This is a genomic window from Roseobacter sp. HKCC-CH-9208, assembly GCF_037805125.1.
Taxonomy (GTDB): Bacteria; Pseudomonadota; Alphaproteobacteria; order Rhodobacterales; family Rhodobacteraceae; genus M30B80.
In genome coordinates, this window is record NZ_JBBLYK010000001.1 from 2,209,979 (window position 1) to 2,229,428 (window position 19,450).

The window sequence follows — 19,450 nt, forward strand, 5'->3', positions numbered from 1 at the left end:
TACTGTGGCTCGCAAAGGCTTGATTGGCGCAGTCGTGAAAAGCGGCCTATGTGAAAGGGGACAGTGCAAGAGGGATGATGATGACAGGCTCGCTGCTGCAAATGGTTCTAGGTCGGATGGTCATTGGCCTGCGCCCCATGGTGCAGGCTCTCTGTTTTGCGGTTTTGGCAGTTATGGCCCTGTCCCCCAAAATGGCCGAGGCGCAATTATCCGCAACAGGCCCTGTTGTTGTGGAGTTGTTTACCTCGCAAGGCTGTTCCTCTTGCCCGCCTGCGGATGCGTTGCTCAATGAATTGGCCACGCGGGGCGATGTTTTGCCCTTGGGTCTGCATGTGGATTATTGGGATTATATCGGTTGGCCCGACACATTCGCCCAACCTCAATTCTCGCGCCGCCAAGAGGCCTATGTGCGCGCCGCAGGGGGGCGGCGGGTTTATACGCCGCATATGGTCGTGGGGGGGCATGATCATCTGGTGGGGGCGCAGCCGATGGAATTGGCCGATTTGATCCGCGCCCATGCAGCGCAGGGCTATCCTGTTGCGGTCGAACTGATTCGCAGTGCAGACGGCTATCGCCTGACGGCGCAAACCACGCAGACTGCGCCTATGGTGGTGCAGGTGATCCGCTATACCCCGCGTGCTGAAGTGGATATCACCCGTGGCGAGAATGCGGGGCGTGATGCCCATTACAGCAATGTGGTGCGGGGTTTGGAAATTTTGGGCGATTGGGAAGGCCGCGCCCCGTTTGTGCGCACGATTACGGCAGAGGCAGAGATGGATTTGGCCGTGGTGGTGCAGGCCCGCCTTGGCGCTGGTGCGCTTGGCCCTGTGATGGGGGCTGCACGGGCGCCTCAATAAACGGGGCGCTATAAATCGCGGCGCAGCGCCTCTTCCTCTTCGGCATCTAGATCAAAATAACGCAATTGGCGTTCCGGCTTCCAGCGGCGATGCACCCACAGCCATTGTTCGGGTGTTTCGCGGATGCGCCGCGATATTGCATCTGAAATGGCCTGCGTCATGGCCTCGGCTGTGCCATGCGGGATGGGCGCATCGACCAGAATGTCGAAATCCAAGCCATTTTCACAGCGGCGTGCAAAAATTGGCACAACCAGCGCGTCATGGCGCAACGCCATTTCCGCCCCCGTCAGGGCCGTTGGTGCAGGTTTGCCTAAGAAATCAACGCGCACCCCGTCTGCAAAATATTGATCCAACAAGATGGCGCATTGCCCACCCCCCTTAATGTGGCGCAGGAATTTCGCCACGCCCCGCCGCCCGCGGGGAAAGGCGGGGCCGCCGAATGCGCGCATCGTATCTTCGTAATGGGCATTCACATAGCCATTGTTCATTGGGCGATAGAGCCCGCCCATGTGATAGCCGCGTTGGTTCATGGCGCTGCGAAAGGCTTGGTAATTGCCGAAATGGCCTGAGACAAACAGGATCGGGCGCCCCGCCTGTCGCGCGGCCTCGGCCGCCTGCCATCCCGTGCCATGAGGCTGCCAGTGCCTTGCACGAGCAATCAGGTCGGGTGCGGAATATTGCTCGATCACCGAACGGCCCAGATTATCTAAACTGGCATTGACAATATCCGCGCGCCGTTTCTCGGGCAGATCAGGCCAGATATAGGCCAGATGCCCCATCGCGCGGCGGCGAAACCCCGCAAGCGGCCCCAACACGCGCCGCGTCAGCCATCCGATCAAGGCCACACGCTGCGCATAGGGCAGGGCGCGTGCCGCCGCCAGAACCGCTTGGAACAGGGCGTTTACGACCCAATCAACAGGGGTGCGGCGATCTCGGTCATAGGCGGCCATGGCGGCTGTATCTTTCCCTCAGCCATCTGCGCGGGCGGATGCCACATGGTCAATCTGCGGGGCAAGATGTGGCATCGGATAGCCCGCAGTTGCAATCGCGTCCAAAATTTCATCCCGCGCCATGGTGCCTGCAAGGGCAAACGCCGACAAAACCGCCGAACGCGTGCCAGAGGCACAATAGGCCAAAATTTTGCCGCTGCTGCCCTCAATCGCATCGGCCTGTTCGTTAATCATGTCCATGCTTAACCCCGCAGCCCCCATTGGGTTATAAAAAAATTCCAAGCCCGCCGCTTCGGCTGCGGTCTCAAATGCCGCTGCTTGGAGGGGTTCGGGGTTCTCGGCATCGGGGCGGTTGCAGATCAAGGCTGTGAACCCTTCTGCTTTGAGGGCGGCCAAATCCTCGGGCGCGACTTGCGGCGAGACAAAGATTTTATCGGTGATTTGGCGCGGTTCCATTTCGGGACATCCTCTGTTGTGGTCGGTTTCTGATTGCACAGACCGTTTCACCCAATCTAGGCAGGCTTGGGGCTGAGGGCAATTGTAGAAGTTGACACTCATTGAAGCGGCGGCTGGTCCCCGGTAGCTCAAAAAAGCGCGTGTCTTAGGTGAGAAAAATTCCGATCACCACAGACATCAGCCCCAGAGCTGAGAGCAACAGCGCGCCCATGTTGATCACCACGATCTGCTGTAATTTTACGCGCAACTCAGCCTCGGGCCGGCCTGCGCGTTTGGCGACTATGGCCGCGAAAATGCAATAGGCCAAAAGGCTAAGGCCGATCAATGTCAGCCCAGTTCCGATCCAAATAAGCCATTCCATCGCGCATATTCCCTTGGGCTTAAAATTCACTGCCTGCGGGCTAACGCGATTGCGAACTTCACGCAATCCTTTTGCGCCAAACGCGCTTGCGAAAGCCAATGACGGGCGCTAGGTCATGGGCCGTAGAATTTTGCTGATCCGCCCGAAGGAGACATGTTTCATGGATGACCAAATTGCCCAAAGCTCCGCTGGCCCCACTTCCTCGGATGCGACTTATCGGGTCACCGCAGATGAGCTGCGTGCCTTTATCGAGCGGTTTGAGCGTCTCGAGGCTGAGAAAAAGGACATTGCCGATCAACAAAAAGAGGTAATGGCCGAGGCCAAAGGACGCGGTTATGACACCAAAGTCATCCGTAAGCTGATCACATTGCGCAAGCGCGAACCTGACGACATCGCCGAGGAAGAAGCCGTGCTTGAAATGTATAAAGAGGCGCTGGGTATGCGTTGAAGCGCAATGATACGTGTCCCGCTGATTTGCGTAGTTCAAGCATCCTAAAGTCGATAGAGAATGCGCGCGTTTCATCGAAAATTTTTCAATCCAGCCTCTTGCGTCTGCCGCCGTAAAGTCCTATCTGGCCACGCAGTGCCCCTATAGCTCAGCTGGTAGAGCATCTGATTTGTAATCAGAGGGTCCGCGGTTCGAGTCCGTGTGGGGGCACCATTAAATCAATCACTTACATGATTTACTTAGCAAATCCCTCGTGTTGGGGTGCCATATGGGTGCCAAAAGTTTAAGGGTTACTTGGCTCAATTCGGGGCATTGATAAGCTAGGGCACGGGGCGGGGACCCCCTATGCAGACCGCGCGCCTCGGACCTCGGGCCTCGGTCATGGGTTGGTATTTTCATTGGGGAGGGGTTTTGTTGAGGCCAGCTAGCATCAACGACCATAACAGTTTGGTGAACTTGTTTTACATCAAAAACAATCAAGCGTGCAGATGGCAGACGAAGAATAACTCAAGTGATCAAGCGATTTCGCCAGGAAAACGCTTGAATGCAAGATCCAATATTGCCAGCATTGTGACCACAATGAACTTAGGCAATAAAATTGACGAGACCTCATGATGAGTTTTTTCGCTACGTCAGGCCATAGAAAATGTCTGAAAGCGTTATTTATTGTGTTGACGTTACTTGTATCCCAATCAGAAAAGTCTTGGGCTGATACAGCTACAGCTGATGTCAGTGGATTTTGCTATAGCAATCAACCTGCTGAAATCAGGCGATGTGGTGAAGCGGCAGATGCTGGATCCGCAACCGCACAGATAGTCATGGGCCAAAGGTATCGAGACGGCTCTGGCGTGCCACAAAATTTATTTTTAGCAAAAAACTATCTCTCACAAGCGGCTGAACAAAGTGAAGCTGCAATCCTGATTCTTGCGGGTGTACTGCTGGGTAGTGAATATGCAGAAGTAAATGATTTTGGCGCAGGGTTGGAGTGGTTAACGAGGTTAAGCAATTCGAACTATGAGCCTTACCAACGTTATGCTGCATCATGGCTTGGGAATATTCACTATTGGGGTTGGTATGGCGTTGAACGAGACACTTCTGTAGCGGCTCATTGGATCAAATTGGGAGCTGAATTGGGCGATCCGGAATCTTTGGAGCTGCTGGGAAACTTATACCTTAGTGGCGACGAGGTGCCTCAGAATTATGCTTTAGCTCGCGAGACTTGGCGCCGCGCCGCTGAATTAGGCTCCGACCATGCAGCCTACTCTCTAGGTTTGAGTTTTGAAAACGACCGCCATGGCGACCGTGATTTTAATGCCGCAATGTATTGGATGGTGATTGCTGCAAAGAATAATTACGGAATGGCACAATTTATGCTGGGCCAGTGGTATGAGCGTGGAATAGGTATGCCACAAAATCATGAAACAGCGCATATGTGGTACAACATAGCAGCTGCTGGCTCAAACGCGGAGTTATTTCGCAGCATGCGTGATGGCCTCGCAAGTTCTATGACCAATGCACAAATCGCACGCGCGCAGGCACGAGCATCAAGTTGCATGGCTTCAGATTTTGAACATTCGGATTGCCAAATTCCAGATGTATCGCTGCAGTGATTTTGATGATGACGAACACTGATCCTGAAATTTTACCTATAAATGAACAGGGCACCACAGAAACATTCGCACATCTTGCAGACAAAGCCGAAGCCGGCGATGCAATTTCCCAACGGCGGTTATCATTTTTGTATCAAGGTACAAAAGGTTTCCCTGAAGACTCTGCTAAAGCCTTTAAATGGATGCTAGCGGCTGCTGAAAACGGCGATATATCAGCTCAAATATCGGTGGCATCTCAATATTTCCATGGCTGGCACATTGATCGAAGCCCCTTAGAGGCTAAGAGATGGTATCTAGAAGCTGCTAAAAGCGGCGACGTGCATGCGCAGTACATGTTGGCCGCCCGGTGTGCGGGTTCAGACTTCGGCAATGAGGACATTGACACTGCTATTTTTTGGCTACGAAAAGCTGCGTATCAAAACCGCTCAGATTTACAGTACTTTTTGGCTGGTTTTGAGGGATCAGTTCTGGGCGGAGAACCAAACTTTGAACAAAGCTACTACTGGCTGGAAGTCGCGCGACTAAATGGCCATGTCAGTGACGGCACTTGGATCGCACTTGCACGTGCTGAGCTTAACGCTTCAGAAGCTGAGGCAGTAAGGAATAGGGCATCAAAATTTGTAGATGGATGTAAAAAGTTTGAACAACATCTGTATGGGTTCACCCCGAAGGACTGGTGGAATGATTCTGACGCCAACCATTCCGCGAAATATGTAATCTTATTGTCTCAGTATGAATGGGACGTGAGCAATGGCAATGGGAATCCTGAACTGCATTACAAACTGGGAAGCCTATACTACCTCTCCACGGATCGACGGAACCTAAAGCAGGTTAACTATTGGTTGGGTAGGGCTGCTGAAGCAGGCCATCAAAAAGCAAGTGATGCACTTAAAGCCTTGCAGGGTTCCGAAATGCAATTTGATTAAGAAAATAAGTGAAGTGCAGCCTTTATAAATGCGTAAACGATCAAGGCGACGAACAGTAAAGCCACAGTCAATCGATTTAAGTAGCGCAACGTGTAGGCTGGCAGGCGTACTTCGCGTTTGACGAAATGCTCGCCCGTTTCATTATGCCTACAAGCTGAGCATTCCCATACCACCGTTTTGTCGTAACCAGGTAAACGCTTGGGATCTGTATTTGATGCAGTTTGATACCCTCTAGTCTCGGATTTTGGATAAATTGGCAGGACTTTTCCCGAACCACAGCTAGGGCACTTCCACTGAACAGCGTGATCCTGCCGACCAGACACCCCTCTGAGCAAGCCACCTTGATGGGTGTCGAGAGTTTCCATTGCGTAGCCGACATAGAACTTAATCATAGGCAAACATGCTACTCGTTCCACAACACAACGAGATCACCGTTGGCGCGAAACGTTTGATTTTCATCATCCCAAACTGCTGATAAATAGCATGGATCCAAATTGATGCCGCGTTCACCAGACCCGTCACTACAGGCGCCGCCATTTATTCCTACAAGCAGTAAAGTGCGTTCACTATCGTATGGTGTCGTGAAGGTGGTGGTAAATGGCCTGCCGCCACGCAGCGGCCCAAAAACCTGGTCGTCAACAATTATGTACGACGGACAACCGGAACTTCCGCACCAAGGCGTCCCATAACCTTCGCAACCAAAATTGGCATAGACGACGCTAGCAGCTATGCCCGATCTGGAAAGCGGAATTTCGTAAATTGAGTCATCACGCAATCTCAGGGGACTGATAATGAATTTAATATCACGCTCATCACCCCTCATCGCCGCACATTCATTGCGATAGTAGGTGAGTACCCTTTCGATTGGGGCTGTCCACAGCGTTTCTACTGGATCCGCATGCAAGGGCTGAACCAGCAGATACGCCAAAAGGGATGTTATCGGTATTTGACGGATAGTTTGTTTCATACAATGATGACAGCATTATTGCATCGATGGATCAAGGGACGGGAGTTTTGTAACGCGACTGCACTTCGTAATTGAGCAGAGGTTTCAGCGACCTTTTTTTTGTCCGTATTGCCTTGTTAGCTCATCTATTCCACCATGCAAGTGGCATACAAAACCAAAACTAACCCCAATTGGCAATGCGCCCGCATAAAGTGGGTTAAATGAATTTATCCAATCCTCAATATTTAGTAATACAAATGGGATAGCAGCAATGCCCCAGAAAATCATCTGAAAAAGAGCACCACCAATGAAGAAGCCAGCTGCTGACAACACTCCCATAATAAATTTCATTTCAGTGACTTCTGATGAGTTGACAATGAACATTAACCCAAAAGCCATAATAACAGCAGAAATCCCGCCGCCAATGAACATTTGCTTCATTTCATCAACGTAATACCAATAATAGTCATCCATAAGGATGACTTTACGCAGAGTGAAATCAAACACGAAGCACACAACTAAAGAAACGACTGCACCTGCGGTCACTCGAACCATCAAAGATTTCATGTTTCCATAATTAAGCTTCATTATAATTTTTCTCCGAAGTACCCATGTCAGCACACTCAACCAAATGATATCACAGTTTTTGCATTGGAGAGGCATTTGATTAGAACGCTTGAAAAACAAAAGCCTGGATTTGTTATGATAAGTTTGGGTGGAGCTGGGCACAAAATGTGGCAGCGTCTCACAAATGTAGAACAACGTTTCGACAATTATTACATGCTAGATGCCTCAGAATGTAATTCTGAAATATACGATCTGTCTGCGTTTGATGGCCCAGCCAATGAACTTGTTAGGTTTCACGTTGGGTCGTTTGAAACATGCATGCAGCAGTTATACCGTATTCTAGAGGTCGAGGCTGACCACGTCTTTTTAGTAGGCTTAGGGGGGAGGACTGGCACAAGTATGTTTTTACAAATAATAGACAATTTTAACCTAAAAAACCTCACTTTTATATGCTTTCTTCCGTTTAAATTTGAAGGAAGGGAACGCAATGAAATGGCACAGAAAGCTGTTGATCGCGCGATCAGTAAGGGAGCTAATGTTCTTGTGTATTCGAACCAAGACCTTTTTGCAGGCGCCCATTCGAAAGAGAAGTTCACAGAAGCTTTTCAGCGGCAAGCTGAATACATCTGCAGTATGCTATTTCCATAATAACGAATATAGGCTCAAAATAACAAAATAGGCCGATTTAATTGCCATAAAATCAAAAGCACAGGGACAAAGATTGGCGACCTTAATCATAGGTTGGTGGATTTCGATAAGGGCATTTTTTTTGATAGCACATTGCGTGCAATCGTTGCGGTCAGCAGTAGGATGCGCGCTCAATAGACGCGATGGCGGCATCTGTCTCGAGCCTTGAATATAGGCCGCCTGAATATCTCCTGCAATCAAGCGCAAACCCGTTTCTGATTGCCATGGCCCCTATATCCTCTCCATTGAGATAACAAATGCCTATTAGCCGGTCATGACTGCGTTCACCTGTTAGGTTGCAAACGACTTCTCTATTCAAGACAAGCTCAGCCATAAAAAGTTTTGCTTCTTGTCCAATCCGCTCTGAGAGTTCTGGCCCGTCGATGCCGTTAAGCCTTACGGCAATACCACCTAACTCAACTGTGTCCACGTCGCGTACGTGAGTGACGTAGCCAGTAATTACTTGTTGGGGGTTCGCAGCTTCAATGCTTTCAGGTGAAGCGGCTGGCATCTCGGTCTGTGCCCTATGGCAATGATAGGGCCGTGAGCCGGCATGGCACCCATCACCGTTTAATCCTCCGGAGTGAGCGTGAACAACGCTTGTTGTATATCCAAACACCAAGCTGATGAGTGCGGCATAAAAGAGTTGGAAAACGGTCAATTATACAATCCTAGCAGATATCTAGATGTAACGTTTGTTGTTTTCATTGCTTCTTAAGTTGGCGCATGTTTCATTGTGAGCATTAGAACTGACAGAGTTTGTATATGCAAAAGTTTATTGAGCTAATGCTTCTTGCGGCCGCCGCTGACGGTCAAATTAGTACAGCCGAACGCGACACTATTCTCGATGTTGTTAGTCGCAACCGAAACATGCCCGCTTTGACAGCTGAACAACTGGGCCATGTACAAAACCTATTGTTGGAAAAGTACAGAAGTGGGGCAACAGCAGAAGCTATTGTTGAAGCGGCTGCACTGGCATTCACTTCTGAAGTAAAGCTAGTGGCTTATGCGCTATGCGTTGAAGTCGTTTTAGCCGATACGCGGTTGCTTCCGAATGAGGCAGAGTTTCTCAAGTTGTTGCGCGCTGCCTTTAATTTACCGCAAGGAAAAATTAATAGTATCCATCTGTCGGCACAGCTTCGCTTTGGCGTCGATGATTTAAGCTAAATTCAGAAATTTGTGTACTCATAAGGGCAAGCCTCTTGCGCTTGCTGGTATTGTCTTTGGGTGTAACGAGAGGTTAGTTCATAAGGAAAATTCACAACCCCAGCGTTAAAGTTTTGTATGCGAGACAGTTCAATGGTTAGTCGGTCCTCTCCCTCAAAAAAATCCACATAACAAAACGCTGCCGACCAATTTGCATCGTTTATGCTGTTAAAGTCGTGGCCAGCAGTAATAGCTCCAAATTGTGAGTTGATCTGGGCGCCAGGCGTCGTCGTAAATAGCGTAACCGATTTAGAAATTGCGCTTTCGTTGGTAGCTGCGTTGACCTCGGTAACTTCTGTCAGTACCCCCTCTGTCCAAGTGCCTGTCACGCTGCTGCCGTTTGCGAATGAGATCGTGCCAGTTCCATTCGCCGAACCATTTCTCCATGTGCCGCTGTAAGTCGAGCCATTAGGGAGGACTATGTCGTCAGTGCAAGCGGCTTCATAGCTACTGTTATCAAGGCATTGATTTGAATTTGCATTCAATTCTTGGGTCGGGACTAAATATGCTGGAGGGGGATTGACGACGTTGGGTTCTGGCGTCGGCTCCGCCGTAGGAGCAGTGGTTATCACCGGAGTTGGCGCGGGTGGGGGTTGCTTCCATGCGCGCACTAAATCGGGAAGTGCCCAAGCAATCAAAGCCACTAACAACCCTAATCCAAGAAAGAACGTCGCCGCCATCAACCCTCGGCTTATATTGGTTTTAAAAATCAAATCTGACTTTGCTTTGTCCGCAACTGCCTGAGCGGCTGCGTTCACGGCGTTCTGCTGCGCTTTTGCTTTTTCAACCAAAGCAGCAGTGTGATCATTGATAGCGCCGAGGGCTGGATCAAGAAAATCGCGATTAATTTTGACCATGTCGCCAGCCCTCAAAAATTATTTTTTGTTTGTTTTAGCAACGGCATCATCAATGCGTTTGTTTATTGCATCATAGTATTTGGCAGCTTTGCTCATTTCGGCTTCATGGTCAGCGTCGCTGGGAACAAAAATTGGAATTGGAATTATTTCGGGAACAAATTTGTCGACCTCTTTTTCCACAATCTTTTCGACTTCGACTACTTTTTCCACCTCAACAATTTTTTCCACCTCTTTTTCGATCTCGACGGGCTTCTCAACCTCTACGACTTTCTCTTTCACTATAACGTCCCGACGCTTAAGCAGCTTTTTTCGTCCTGCTAGGAAAAGGCGTCTGAAACCCCGCTGTATCGGACGAACTTTTCGAGATTTTTGCTTTTCTACAAAAGCATCAGGGTCTGTCATAATATTTGCAATTAGAGCCAGAACAGTACCGATTGTGGCGCAAATTATTGCGATGGATCCAAACCAAAGCAAACCGACCTTCGTTAACTCTTCTTCCGTGACGTCAAGTATATCTTCGTGGCCGTTCCACTTTTGAGCTAGTCTATAAACTTGATTGTTTCGAGCTGCGCGCCGCATATCGTTCTCTAGTTCACGAATGCGTTGCTCATTGACAGTGATTTCTCTTTCCAGTTCGGGGATGCTGGCTCGATCCGAGTTTATGGCATTTTCTAAACCTGCACGCTGTTCGATAAGCCTGTTAATTTCTATTTGAGCGTCATTACCGATGTCTTCCCGTTCTGTATTTTGCGTTTCTCGAAGCTGGTTCTGGTACGCGAGCTCGCTCTCTTTATTTTCAATTAACGCTCGTAAGTTTGGATCATCAGGGTTAGTCAAAGCCGTTCGTCTTAATGTGGTGAGTTGCTCTTGTTTTTCACGAAGGTTGTCACGTGATCCTGAAAGATCAGCCCGCAAGTTTTCTCGGTCATCGATGAGGCGATCAATTTCAGAGCCCAAATCATTTCGGATAAGGTCTATTTGTTGATTATTTGCATCGATTAAATCTTGCTGCTGTTGCCTCCAAATCTCAAAGTTACGTCGCGTATTAGTGCCATAGCGTCCATCATTGTTCACACCAATCCTTGATTGTCCGCGGCTGATTTGCTCGCTTTCATTGCTTGTCAGCCAGTTTTCTGTCTCATTGATTTCAGAGGTAATTTGTTCGTTTCGTGCTTGTAGTTCCGCAATTCTGTCATGTGTATCCAGCTGCTCGCGTAATTGATTTATACGCGCTTGCATATCAGCCAATTCGTTTTCTTGTTGCTCGATCAGCTGTTCGCCAGTGGTTACTTGAGCCGACAACATCGCCGTTAAGGCTTCTAGCTGCGTGTTAATCTCTGCATTTATTCTATTGATGCGATCCGTCACCACTTGAAGTTGTTCGGCGTGATTGTCTGCCAACTCAGAGCGCCGGCGTTCAGTGTCGCTCCTGATTTGATCGATCTGTTCAGAGAATGGACGGGTTTCTTCAGCGATATCACGGTCGTTGAAACGTTGGATCTCTGCTCTGATGTCAATGTTTGTGCTTTCAAGCTCTTGAATGCTCATTTTACCGTCAGTGACCTTGGCCGTGATGTTGGTCATTTGTCTTTCAAGACCGGTAAACATTGTTTCGAACGTAACGGTAGTAAGACCGATAAGTGCCACCAATATTAGGAACTTCCAGCCGACGTTTCGTACCCTGTAAAGTCCGCTCGCTAGTGGGATTTTTGTGAGTTCAATTATTGCAATTAGTAAAAATGGAAGGGCGCCCATTACGGCATTAAGTTCACGATTGCCTGCATCCAGAGGGCTTTGGCTATATGCGTCATAAGCTACAAAGATCGCAATTATCAGGCCCAATGACGCTGCTAATATTTCTACGGCCCAAGCAAATACAAAAAGCCGACTACCAAATTTCTGCTCGCGTTGAAATTTAGCGCCACTATCCTGAAAAATTGGGTCACTCAGGCCGGCTAGTGTGTCTTTATTCAACGCCATAGTTAAAATATTCCTATGATTTCAGATCATAATCATCGGGAGAGGAGTTTCACTCTGAGCCATCGCCATCGTGGTGCCCCTCGGTAGAACGGGGTTCAATTTTTGGTGCAGGCTTCTGCCAAGCTTTGAGATTCTGACCAATTGAGGCATAAAAGTCGGGAACTAACTGCTCTAGCTCAGTAATAAAGTTCTGTTGTTGAGCGAACCGTCCGCCCAGGCTTCGGGAAATGAACACCTTGAAAGAATACGTTTGAAGGTGCTGCTTTCCATCTTCAACGAGTGTGGGATCGGCTTGCAGTCCGGCCAACGAGTGAACGGTAGGCTGGCTCGAGCCCGGCCAATAGAATGTCACATACGCTTCGTCAGAATTGATGTTTTTAAGCTGACGCAACAACCAGTTTAGACGCGCAGTATTCGACTTTCTGTCATCAGGAGCGTTTAGTGTCATCCCGACTTCAACGACGCGGCGTTGCAGATCGGCACGAATTTCGAGAGGCGCTACTGCCCCTAAAATGGTAAGTTCGCCACCCAGCTCGTTTTTATCACACAAACGCTTAATCTCAGCTTTATATCTTTCATCCGGACTATTTCGCCATTTCTTTGGCAATCGCTCCACAACGTTTTCACGTGTCTCTCGCGTCATCAGGAGCGAGAGGTCGCGCATCTCTTGCTGCCAAGCTCGAACTGATGCATCCGCCAATGGATTCTTCGGTGATATAGTGCCGCCTGCTGATACTAGTTTGTTTAACTCTCCCCATTCTGGGGGCATTCGGTCAAAGCCCTTAACCCCGGTGCTTTCGTGGCTAAGGAACCGCTTCAACTCATCTAGCAACATCACTTGTTCTGTGTCTGTCACTGAGTCATTTGACAATAGCAGGTCTATTTCTGTTGCGATTGCCAGCCAAGACCAGTGGATGACTTTCACTTTAGATCGGGAGTTGGTTACCTGTGGTAGTGGATGGACATCGTGTTTGTAAGTGAATTGATTGCTGATCGTCAGCAGGGCATCAATTTTATTCTCTTTGGCAATAGTGCGGTATTCTTCAATCTGATCCGCCTCTAGCGGAGCGTTTCCAATCTTGGCTTCGACCAAACAATCCCATTCTGACTTGCCAGTATTCATAACCACCAAACCATCTGGTCTAGCTTTATGAACTTTGCCTGACGATTTAAATACAACCTCGGTGAAGCAAGTAATACGTGAACGCTGACCAACCCTTTGATTAAATGGCTTGAGGATTGCTTGTGCCAATGCCGGTACGTGTTGCATCACCCCAAGCAATATCGAAGTGGCCCTTCCTTCCTTTGATGTCAAAGATAAGACGGGGAAAAGGCGGGCTTTCTCACCTTGGGCGAGAAAGGTTGGCAATACGTTGTCTGTCATATTGATAGTCCTCATGCTGCCACCAGCCATTTGAACATTTTCAATGGATTATTTTTACACCAAAAGATTGCCTGTCGTTCATACAGCGATGAGAGCATTCTTAGATTAATGCGTCAAGGCGAAGTCGGTAGCCAATAGCAAAGCGACTAAGCTCAAGATTTTTTGGTTTGTTTGCTATCTTGGTTTTGTAGCTCCCTGTCTCGTCAATTTTATGTTATAATATAACACCAGATGAATGGGGTGTTTTGCATGTTTGGAAAAGGTAATACGGTCGGGAAAGCTTGGCGCTTCGGCCAATTTTGGCAGGGCAAACGCTGTGGCGCGAAAACACGCGCAGGGCACCCATGCAAAAAGGCGGCCATGAAGGGCCGAGACCGATGCCGAAACCATGGTGGAGCTAGCACCGGGCCTCGGACCTCAAAAGGTCGTGCGCGGATCGCAGCAGCACAAACCACGCATGGGCGGCTAACGAAAGAGAAGCGCGCGGCAGCCAAACGGAATGCCGCGGTTGGGCGGCAAATCCGTGCGGAGCTTTTAGAAATCGAAGCTTGGGCCTTGGACCGCGGACACTTGGATAAGGATTGGCGAGATAAGCTGAATAAGGCTTTGGTGCTTGAAGACTGATCTTTGGTCCTCGGACCTCGGTTCTGAGTTTCCTTATAGCCTTTTCCCACAGATTTTGGTTTTGCTCGAGTCAGCATTCATAGAAAATAGCGTAAAGACCGTAAAGGAGAGGTGTTTTAGTCAATAAAACCAATAGCTTAAGTGCCTTTACACTAGTGTTTTTGTACCGTAAAGGCGGTGTAAAGGTGTAAAGGTTTTCTCTAACCAGTAAACAAACAGTCAACAAGTGTTGCTCGAGTGCTCTTATGGGATCGGCTTGCCAAGTTTGGATTTGGTTTGACTCAAAACCTGAGAGATTGCCCTATATAGGAACTCAGGCAGCGCCGCTCTGTTTTGCTAGTAGCTGGTCCAAGTAGTCCGCCCATGCTTGTAAAGCGTTGCGTCTCTCACTCAACAATTCTTGGCGCTGATAGACGGCCATCACACCCGAAACTACACCGCTTTGATGGTTCAAGATTTTATCAACGATCATCGGTGCTACAAAGAGATGTTCAACAGAGTGCGTTGCAAAGGTACGACGTAGATCATGAAGTCTCCAATCACTAACGCCACTGTCCCTGTCCAAGCGGGTTTTCGCATGGCTGAAGCCACTTGATGCGGTGGAGCCAGTGACCGTGAATAAATAATCACTTCCAAGGCGTCTTGGCAGCTGTTTGATGAGCCGCATGGCTTGTTCACTTAAACCTACGATATTGGCCTTACCGTTTTTCGAGCGTTCTTTTCCGATGGTCCAGGTTCTATTTTTAAGGTCGATCTCGGACCAAAGTGCGCCAGCAACTTCAGCACGCCGCTGACCAGTTAGGATCAGCAATTGCGTCATAGGCCCAAAAGGGTAGCCGAGTTGTTCGGCTGCCTGCCACACGGCGCGCAGTTCATCCTGATTTATGACGCGATCGCGAGATGCTTCGGTCGCAGCCCTAGGCAGGTGCTCTGCCGGGGAGAGGTCTATAAGGTCGCGTTCGGCAGCCCATTTGAAAAACCGCTTTAGGTAGGCCCTAACGCGATTAGCTTGGGTTCGTTTCCCTGCATCCTCTAAGCCATCAATGATGCTGAGTAGATCATGCTTTGTTACCTGATTGAGGAGTTTGCCTCGCAGGGCCGGCTCAACATGCAGAGTAATGGCGTTTTGTACGTTGCGAAAGGATTTGTGCGAAGCCTGTTCGCGTTCATACCAGAGTTCTAGAGCCTCCTTAAAGCGCAAGGGCGCAGCTGGTTTTTGCGAAATGCCGTCACGAATCTCTTGTAGTGTTTCACGTGCACGCTCGCGTGCCTTAGCAAGAGACATGGCAGGGTACGCTCCCAATGTTCGCCGTACGCGTTGACCATTTATGCGGCCGAAAACAATCCAGGATTTTACACCCGTCTTTGAAACGCGGACAGCGAAGCCCGGCTGGTTCGCATCATAAACCTCGTAACGTTCCTCACGTGGTTTGAGGTTCTTGATGAACGTGTCGCTGAGACGTGTATTTGAGAAATTGGGCATGTTGGGGTGCCACCTGGGGTGCCAAAAATGGTTGATATGTGGATACTGCAGTGTACTAAATACACATAAGAACCGCAATTAATAAGAGTAAAAATAAGAAAAAATCAACGAAATGGACAACAGTGGACGGTATCAGCATCTGATTTGTAATCAGAGGGTCCGCGGTTCGAGTCCGTGTGGGGGCACCATTTCCTTACATAAAATCGTTATAAATTAACGTATTAAGTGATTTTGTTTTGAAATAATCCACCCTTTTATCCACCTTTTTTGTTGCGCGTCCCACACGCGCGCGGCTGCGTGTTTGCTCCCGCGCGCGTGCGTCGCTCCCGACGTCTGAACAGCTTAGACCTGAAGTATGCGTTTATAAGCCGGTTTTATCTTAGGGTATGTATGTAGAAATTGGCACCCCATGTTTGATGCGGTTGCTGATTGTATCTGCCATGAAGATCGTGGCTGATTACCGCTGGCTCACCTGACGGCCCAAAATTCCCTGCTATTGGTCCGCGGAAGTTGTAATCTCTACCGCCAGAAACCCATCGAGGATCGAGTGGACGAAAAAACCCATTTCCTATGTTGATAGCTATTTGGGCAATCGCATCATCAAGATTGGAAGACATCATAGCTGGATTGATCGAGCGAGTTACTAAATCCAAATCTCCATCGCCATCTAAGTCGATAACCTCCGTTTCATCAGCGAATGCGATGTTGTTTTGAGGCGTTCTGTATCCTTGGTTCCACATGCGTGATGCAGTTTGATCGACAAACACACCGGGGTCTGTTTGCATTAAGATTTGCAAGAAATGGCCTTGCCACATTCCATCGCGAGTGGATTGGGTGAGTATAAGGTCTACAAGGCCGTTGCCATCTAAATCAATGCCGTCAGCATCGTTCGTGAAGGTGTAGTAATCCCACCTATTGGTGGGCAAATCGGTTTGAGTGCTGCCATTGAAAGTTCCGTTGCCTTCATTCCATAGGATGTGACTAACTACGTTATCATCATCCTGTTGTTGGTCACAGCGAAGCAAAAGTAACTCAGGGGCATCGTCATTGTTTAGATCAATCAACCGTAAGCTTGAGTATTGGTTATATGCTCTGTTTCGGTAGAGATGTATAAGGTTCGGGTTAGTGATGTAATCGGCGAGTTCGCGTTTTTCAAAAACGCCCTGCCCATTATTCAGAAGCACATAGGGTTCGTACTGATTAGAAGACCTATGCGTGGAGACGACGATATCTATGTCTCCGTCATTATCAATATCGCCCCCATCAGCCCCGTGAGACATGTCATCTATTTGAGGGATATTCGTCGCGGTGACATCGATTGGGCCGATAGGGCTGGATAGTACGAGCATGTTTTGCGCGCCAGGAAACGGATTTCGATCCAAACCATGATCGGCGATAAAAAAGTCGTCTATTCCGTCACCGTTGAAGTCTGCTATCACGGCTTCCCTTTCGTGTACCCCGGCCAGGTTATGGGGGCCATTTGCGAACTCAAGCTCGGTAACTACGCCCGGCTGATCAGACAGGTCCAAAATCAAGAGCCGAGAGTTCTGCTCGACGGCTAAACCGTTGTTCGCAAAGTCAATAATATGTTGACCCACTATCACTTCATCGATGTTGTCATTATCAAAATCGCCTGCCCCCAGTACCATTGACACGACGCCTGTGCATTCCGGGCAATCGTAATTGGAGCCACGTATATCGCTCGTAAATATTTTGCGCGTGTTTAAGATATTGGGTGGAGTGATAAGCTGAGTTTGATCATAGAATGGGTCACCAAACCAACTTTCCTCAACCTCCTGCATTAGGGCAAGCAATGTTTGGACAGAGTTTTGTTCGCCAGGATTTGCATACTGATTGAAAAAAGCATCAATAGCGCCTTCAGTTCGGCGCCCCCATAATCCATCAGCTACACCCGCGTTGAAACCGAGGTTGTTTAATTGCGATTGCACATTCTGTGTCAGTTCGCGGTCACCTCTAAAGTCCGCGGATAAATCTTGTGTATACGATGCAGACGCCATTGAACAAAAAAAGGCGGCTAAAGTAAGCCTATGGAGCGTGTAGGAAGGCATCGTGTTTCCCTCGTCGAATGTTGGAATAATTTTCGGATTAAAGCATCACGGTTTTGCCTGTGTCAAATTATGGTGGCACAACGTTTTGCGCCCGTGGCTGCGTGTTTGCTCCCGCGCGCGTGCGGCTGCGTGTCGGGGTAGTTTTCCGAATTGACAAAGATTTGTGTGTGGCCAACTCTCCTGACCGGCTGTGTAAAATGACAAGAAAGAACAGTTCGCTATGATTACACGTTTGGAATTATTCTGCGCGGTCGCTTTATTGCTCCCATCGGTTGCCTTGGCTAACGATACGGCGCGCATTGCCCAGTCTTTGCTGAACGAGTTGGGTTATTCTGTTGCCGTCCAGTCGTTTCAATGATTTTAGCTAAACGCGGTTTGTAGTTTAAAGAGTTGGATTTATGGCAACCATATCAGACAGAATAGCTTGGGTATTGGTGCCATCATTCCTGTCTGTCGTTTATGCGAGTGCACCAGGTCTTGCCCAAAATTTTTTGGCTGAGACAACCCACTCCAGAAATTTCAGAGCTTATGCAGCAGGCCATGAACTAACTACACCAAATTATTCCGACTTTTTTGCTTTTGAAAATCCATTAGAGCTAAGGTCTGTTGGAGCGGTTATTTCTGCTGCGGGCAATTTAATAGCCTATGACGACCGCGAATTACGTGTCATTGGTGAAACGGGCAGCTATGTTTCCAAAACCGTAGACATACAAGCGCAAGACATTTTTGCGGGCAAGCGACCGACTGATGATCTGGTGTCCTGGGGCTATGAACCGGAGGCTAACTGGGGAACGCTACGCAACGCAGAAGGTACGGTGCGCATTCCATCCGAACAGGGCCGCTATCACGATTACTATTCGGCTTTCGCCGCCTGCGTGCGCGACGGCACTCCGCCGCCCGTGACTGCTGAAACTGGCGCACGTACCTTGGCCATACTCGATGCAGCGCGCCAGAGCGCGGCCGAGGGCCGTTCCATATTACTCTAACAAGTCGGAAAGAGGACAAACATGCTCAAAGTCGGACTACTCGGCGCAGGACGCATCGCGGGCGTTCATGCAACTGCAATTTCAAGCAATCCAAGAAGCACACTTGTTGCAGTTTCGGATTATATCGCGGAGAATGCAGAGAAGCTTTCCGCGCAATATGGCTGCTCCGCGCGCACGACCGAAGAGATCATTGCCGATCCTAATATTGACGCCGTCCTCATTGCGACGTCAACGGACACCCATTCCAACCTAATTGAAGCCGCGACGGCTGCGGGTAAGGCGGTTCTCTGTGAAAAGCCAGTGGACCTCAGCCTTGAACGCGCGCGCGCCTGCCAGTCCAATATCGAAGGTCATGGGCAGCCGGTGATGATCGGCTTCAACCGCCGCTTCGATCCGAACTTTGGGGCGCTTAAAGCGGCACTAAATTCAGGAGAGATCGGCAAAGCTGAGCTTTTGTCTATCACCTCGTTCGATCCTGCGCCGCCGCCATTAGCCTATATCAAGGTTTCAGGGGGCCTCTTCCGGGACATGATGATCCATGATTTTGACATGGCGAACTTCATCATGGGAGAGACGCCGGTTTCCGTCATGGCCACCGCATCGTCAATCGTCGATCCCGCCATCGGCGAGGCTGGTGACGTTGATACTGCGGTAGTGACGCTGACCTATGCCGACGGACGCATTGCTGTCATCAAGAACTCCCGCCGCGCGGTCTATGGCTATGACCAGCGGGTAGAACTCTTAGGCTCTGGGGGCCTCTTGCAAGCGCAAAATATGCTCGAAAACACTGTGGTCAAATCAACTAGTCAAGGGGTTACTCACGCTAAGCCGACCTACTTCTTCCTAGAACGCTACATGCCCGCCTATGCAGCGGAGTGGGCTGCTTTTGTGGCGGCCATCACCGACAGCACCCCCATACCTGTGACCCTTGATGATGGCGTGGCAGCGCTCGCCATGGCTGAGGCGGCGACACGCTCGGCCAAGACCGGCGCACCGGTTAGCCTCGCCGATCTCTGACGGGCCGGACACAATACTAAAAATGAAGAAAGAATG

General features: G+C 49.3%; 21 protein-coding genes and 1 tRNA gene. 10 read left to right on the forward strand and 12 right to left on the reverse strand.

The annotated features are described in order from the left end of the window. The first annotated feature begins 80 nt into the window (after nucleotides 1-80). Nucleotides 81-857, forward strand: coding sequence for a DUF1223 domain-containing protein (locus AAC621_RS11155; RefSeq protein ID WP_340255682.1), 777 nt, complete (start codon nucleotides 81-83; stop codon nucleotides 855-857). Between the two features lie 8 nt (nucleotides 858-865). On the opposite strand, the gene AAC621_RS11160 is transcribed toward AAC621_RS11155, so the two are convergent. The 3 genes from AAC621_RS11160 to AAC621_RS11170 all read right to left on the reverse strand — a co-directional run bounded on the left by AAC621_RS11160 (nucleotide 866) and on the right by AAC621_RS11170 (nucleotide 2,624). Continuing rightward, the gene (locus AAC621_RS11160) at nucleotides 866-1,807 is read right to left on the reverse strand and encodes a lysophospholipid acyltransferase family protein (RefSeq protein WP_340255685.1); all 942 of its coding nucleotides are present in this window, start codon (nucleotides 1,805-1,807) and stop codon (nucleotides 866-868) included. 18 nt (nucleotides 1,808-1,825) lie between these two features. Then, complete coding sequence (locus AAC621_RS11165; protein WP_340255687.1) at nucleotides 1,826-2,263, reverse strand: TIGR01244 family sulfur transferase; 438 nt, start codon at nucleotides 2,261-2,263, stop codon at nucleotides 1,826-1,828. Between the two features lie 145 nt (nucleotides 2,264-2,408). Continuing rightward, the gene (locus tag AAC621_RS11170; protein WP_340255690.1) at nucleotides 2,409-2,624 is read right to left on the reverse strand and encodes a hypothetical protein; all 216 of its coding nucleotides are present in this window, start codon (nucleotides 2,622-2,624) and stop codon (nucleotides 2,409-2,411) included. Nucleotides 2,625-2,784: 160 nt separating this feature from the next. Here AAC621_RS11170 and AAC621_RS11175 point away from each other — a divergent pair, with 160 nt between their 5' ends. The 4 genes from AAC621_RS11175 to AAC621_RS11190 all read left to right on the forward strand — a co-directional run bounded on the left by AAC621_RS11175 (nucleotide 2,785) and on the right by AAC621_RS11190 (nucleotide 5,608). Then, a complete protein-coding gene (locus tag AAC621_RS11175) occupies nucleotides 2,785-3,072 on the forward strand; it encodes a DUF2312 domain-containing protein (protein WP_340255693.1) in 288 nt (95 codons plus the stop codon). 137 nt (nucleotides 3,073-3,209) lie between these two features. Further along, nucleotides 3,210-3,285, forward strand: a tRNA-Thr gene (locus tag AAC621_RS11180). 398 nt (nucleotides 3,286-3,683) lie between these two features. Beyond that, entirely contained in the window at nucleotides 3,684-4,682 is a 999-nt protein-coding gene (locus AAC621_RS11185; RefSeq protein ID WP_340255696.1) for a tetratricopeptide repeat protein, read from the forward strand. Nucleotides 4,683-4,690: 8 nt separating this feature from the next. Beyond that, nucleotides 4,691-5,608, forward strand: a complete 918-nt coding sequence (locus tag AAC621_RS11190; protein WP_340255699.1) for a tetratricopeptide repeat protein — start codon at nucleotides 4,691-4,693, stop codon at nucleotides 5,606-5,608. Here the strand turns inward: AAC621_RS11190 and AAC621_RS11195 are convergent. The 3 genes from AAC621_RS11195 to AAC621_RS11205 form a co-directional block, all read right to left on the reverse strand. Then, nucleotides 5,605-6,000, reverse strand: a complete 396-nt coding sequence (locus AAC621_RS11195; protein ID WP_340255702.1) for a hypothetical protein — start codon at nucleotides 5,998-6,000, stop codon at nucleotides 5,605-5,607. The genes AAC621_RS11190 and AAC621_RS11195 overlap by 4 nt on opposite strands. Nucleotides 6,001-6,011: 11 nt before the next feature. After that, nucleotides 6,012-6,575 (reverse strand): hypothetical protein, encoded by a 564-nt coding sequence (locus AAC621_RS11200; RefSeq protein ID WP_340255705.1) that lies wholly within the window; start codon nucleotides 6,573-6,575, stop codon nucleotides 6,012-6,014. A gap of 84 nt (nucleotides 6,576-6,659) precedes the next feature. Further along, the gene (locus AAC621_RS11205; protein WP_340255708.1) at nucleotides 6,660-7,142 is read right to left on the reverse strand and encodes a hypothetical protein; all 483 of its coding nucleotides are present in this window, start codon (nucleotides 7,140-7,142) and stop codon (nucleotides 6,660-6,662) included. Nucleotides 7,143-7,217: 75 nt separating this feature from the next. On the opposite strand from AAC621_RS11205, the gene AAC621_RS11210 reads away from it, so the two are divergent. Beyond that, nucleotides 7,218-7,769, forward strand: coding sequence for a hypothetical protein (locus tag AAC621_RS11210; protein ID WP_340255711.1), 552 nt, complete (start codon nucleotides 7,218-7,220; stop codon nucleotides 7,767-7,769). A 151-nt stretch (nucleotides 7,770-7,920) separates the two neighbouring features. Here the strand turns inward: AAC621_RS11210 and AAC621_RS11215 are convergent, their stop codons facing one another. Next, on the reverse strand, nucleotides 7,921-8,469 hold the full coding sequence (locus AAC621_RS11215) for a thermonuclease family protein (RefSeq protein WP_340255714.1): 549 nt from the start codon (nucleotides 8,467-8,469) through the stop codon (nucleotides 7,921-7,923). Nucleotides 8,470-8,573: 104 nt separating this feature from the next. On the opposite strand from AAC621_RS11215, the gene AAC621_RS11220 reads away from it, so the two are divergent. Beyond that, nucleotides 8,574-8,975 carry a tellurite resistance TerB family protein gene (locus AAC621_RS11220; RefSeq protein WP_340255717.1) on the forward strand — a complete coding sequence of 134 codons (402 nt, stop codon included), beginning with the start codon at nucleotides 8,574-8,576 and terminating at the stop codon, nucleotides 8,973-8,975. Nucleotides 8,976-8,977: 2 nt separating this feature from the next. Here AAC621_RS11220 and AAC621_RS11225 read toward each other — a convergent pair whose 3' ends face one another. Genes AAC621_RS11225 through AAC621_RS11235 form a run of 3 tightly spaced genes read right to left on the reverse strand, consistent with a single transcriptional unit; the run spans nucleotide 8,978 to nucleotide 13,235 of the window. Further along, on the reverse strand, nucleotides 8,978-9,871 hold the full coding sequence (locus AAC621_RS11225; protein WP_340255720.1) for a hypothetical protein: 894 nt from the start codon (nucleotides 9,869-9,871) through the stop codon (nucleotides 8,978-8,980). An 18-nt stretch (nucleotides 9,872-9,889) separates the two neighbouring features. Further along, nucleotides 9,890-11,851: a hypothetical protein gene (locus AAC621_RS11230; RefSeq protein WP_340255723.1), complete on the reverse strand. Its 1,962-nt coding sequence runs from the start codon at nucleotides 11,849-11,851 to the stop codon at nucleotides 9,890-9,892. A gap of 49 nt (nucleotides 11,852-11,900) precedes the next feature. Continuing rightward, the gene (locus tag AAC621_RS11235) at nucleotides 11,901-13,235 is read right to left on the reverse strand and encodes a hypothetical protein (RefSeq protein WP_340255726.1); all 1,335 of its coding nucleotides are present in this window, start codon (nucleotides 13,233-13,235) and stop codon (nucleotides 11,901-11,903) included. Between the two features lie 249 nt (nucleotides 13,236-13,484). Here AAC621_RS11235 and AAC621_RS11240 point away from each other — a divergent pair, with 249 nt between their 5' ends. After that, on the forward strand, nucleotides 13,485-13,859 hold the full coding sequence (locus AAC621_RS11240) for an HGGxSTG domain-containing protein (RefSeq protein ID WP_340255729.1): 375 nt from the start codon (nucleotides 13,485-13,487) through the stop codon (nucleotides 13,857-13,859). Between the two features lie 313 nt (nucleotides 13,860-14,172). On the opposite strand, the gene AAC621_RS11245 is transcribed toward AAC621_RS11240, so the two are convergent. After that, entirely contained in the window at nucleotides 14,173-15,342 is a 1,170-nt protein-coding gene (locus AAC621_RS11245) for a tyrosine-type recombinase/integrase (RefSeq protein WP_340255732.1), read from the reverse strand. Between the two features lie 374 nt (nucleotides 15,343-15,716). Then, on the reverse strand, nucleotides 15,717-17,411 hold the full coding sequence (locus AAC621_RS11250; RefSeq protein ID WP_340255735.1) for an FG-GAP-like repeat-containing protein: 1,695 nt from the start codon (nucleotides 17,409-17,411) through the stop codon (nucleotides 15,717-15,719). A gap of 398 nt (nucleotides 17,412-17,809) precedes the next feature. On the opposite strand from AAC621_RS11250, the gene AAC621_RS11255 reads away from it, so the two are divergent. Together AAC621_RS11255 and iolG are read left to right on the forward strand one after the other, a co-directional pair. Beyond that, nucleotides 17,810-18,397, forward strand: a complete 588-nt coding sequence (locus tag AAC621_RS11255; RefSeq protein ID WP_340255740.1) for a Gfo/Idh/MocA family oxidoreductase — start codon at nucleotides 17,810-17,812, stop codon at nucleotides 18,395-18,397. Nucleotides 18,398-18,418: 21 nt separating this feature from the next. Beyond that, nucleotides 18,419-19,414 carry an inositol 2-dehydrogenase gene (gene iolG, locus AAC621_RS11260; protein WP_340255744.1) on the forward strand — a complete coding sequence of 332 codons (996 nt, stop codon included), beginning with the start codon at nucleotides 18,419-18,421 and terminating at the stop codon, nucleotides 19,412-19,414. Nucleotides 19,415-19,450: the final 36 nt, after the last annotated feature.

Coding starts and splice junctions, on each gene's coding strand:
- AAC621_RS11155 (WP_340255682.1), top strand. CDS start 81: ATGACAGGCTCGCTGCTGCAAATGGTTCTAGGTCGGATGGTCATTGGC.
- AAC621_RS11160 (WP_340255685.1), bottom strand. CDS start 1,807: ATGGCCGCCTATGACCGAGATCGCCGCACCCCTGTTGATTGGGTCGTA.
- AAC621_RS11165 (WP_340255687.1), bottom strand. CDS start 2,263: ATGGAACCGCGCCAAATCACCGATAAAATCTTTGTCTCGCCGCAAGTC.
- AAC621_RS11170 (WP_340255690.1), bottom strand. CDS start 2,624: ATGGAATGGCTTATTTGGATCGGAACTGGGCTGACATTGATCGGCCTT.
- AAC621_RS11175 (WP_340255693.1), top strand. CDS start 2,785: ATGGATGACCAAATTGCCCAAAGCTCCGCTGGCCCCACTTCCTCGGAT.
- AAC621_RS11185 (WP_340255696.1), top strand. CDS start 3,684: ATGATGAGTTTTTTCGCTACGTCAGGCCATAGAAAATGTCTGAAAGCG.
- AAC621_RS11190 (WP_340255699.1), top strand. CDS start 4,691: ATGACGAACACTGATCCTGAAATTTTACCTATAAATGAACAGGGCACC.
- AAC621_RS11195 (WP_340255702.1), bottom strand. CDS start 6,000: ATGATTAAGTTCTATGTCGGCTACGCAATGGAAACTCTCGACACCCAT.
- AAC621_RS11200 (WP_340255705.1), bottom strand. CDS start 6,575: ATGAAACAAACTATCCGTCAAATACCGATAACATCCCTTTTGGCGTAT.
- AAC621_RS11205 (WP_340255708.1), bottom strand. CDS start 7,142: ATGAAGCTTAATTATGGAAACATGAAATCTTTGATGGTTCGAGTGACC.
- AAC621_RS11220 (WP_340255717.1), top strand. CDS start 8,574: ATGCAAAAGTTTATTGAGCTAATGCTTCTTGCGGCCGCCGCTGACGGT.
- AAC621_RS11225 (WP_340255720.1), bottom strand. CDS start 9,871: ATGGTCAAAATTAATCGCGATTTTCTTGATCCAGCCCTCGGCGCTATC.
- AAC621_RS11230 (WP_340255723.1), bottom strand. CDS start 11,851: ATGGCGTTGAATAAAGACACACTAGCCGGCCTGAGTGACCCAATTTTT.
- AAC621_RS11235 (WP_340255726.1), bottom strand. CDS start 13,235: ATGACAGACAACGTATTGCCAACCTTTCTCGCCCAAGGTGAGAAAGCC.
- AAC621_RS11240 (WP_340255729.1), top strand. CDS start 13,485: ATGTTTGGAAAAGGTAATACGGTCGGGAAAGCTTGGCGCTTCGGCCAA.
- AAC621_RS11245 (WP_340255732.1), bottom strand. CDS start 15,342: ATGCCCAATTTCTCAAATACACGTCTCAGCGACACGTTCATCAAGAAC.
- AAC621_RS11250 (WP_340255735.1), bottom strand. CDS start 17,411: ATGCCTTCCTACACGCTCCATAGGCTTACTTTAGCCGCCTTTTTTTGT.
- AAC621_RS11255 (WP_340255740.1), top strand. CDS start 17,810: ATGGCAACCATATCAGACAGAATAGCTTGGGTATTGGTGCCATCATTC.
- iolG (WP_340255744.1), top strand. CDS start 18,419: ATGCTCAAAGTCGGACTACTCGGCGCAGGACGCATCGCGGGCGTTCAT.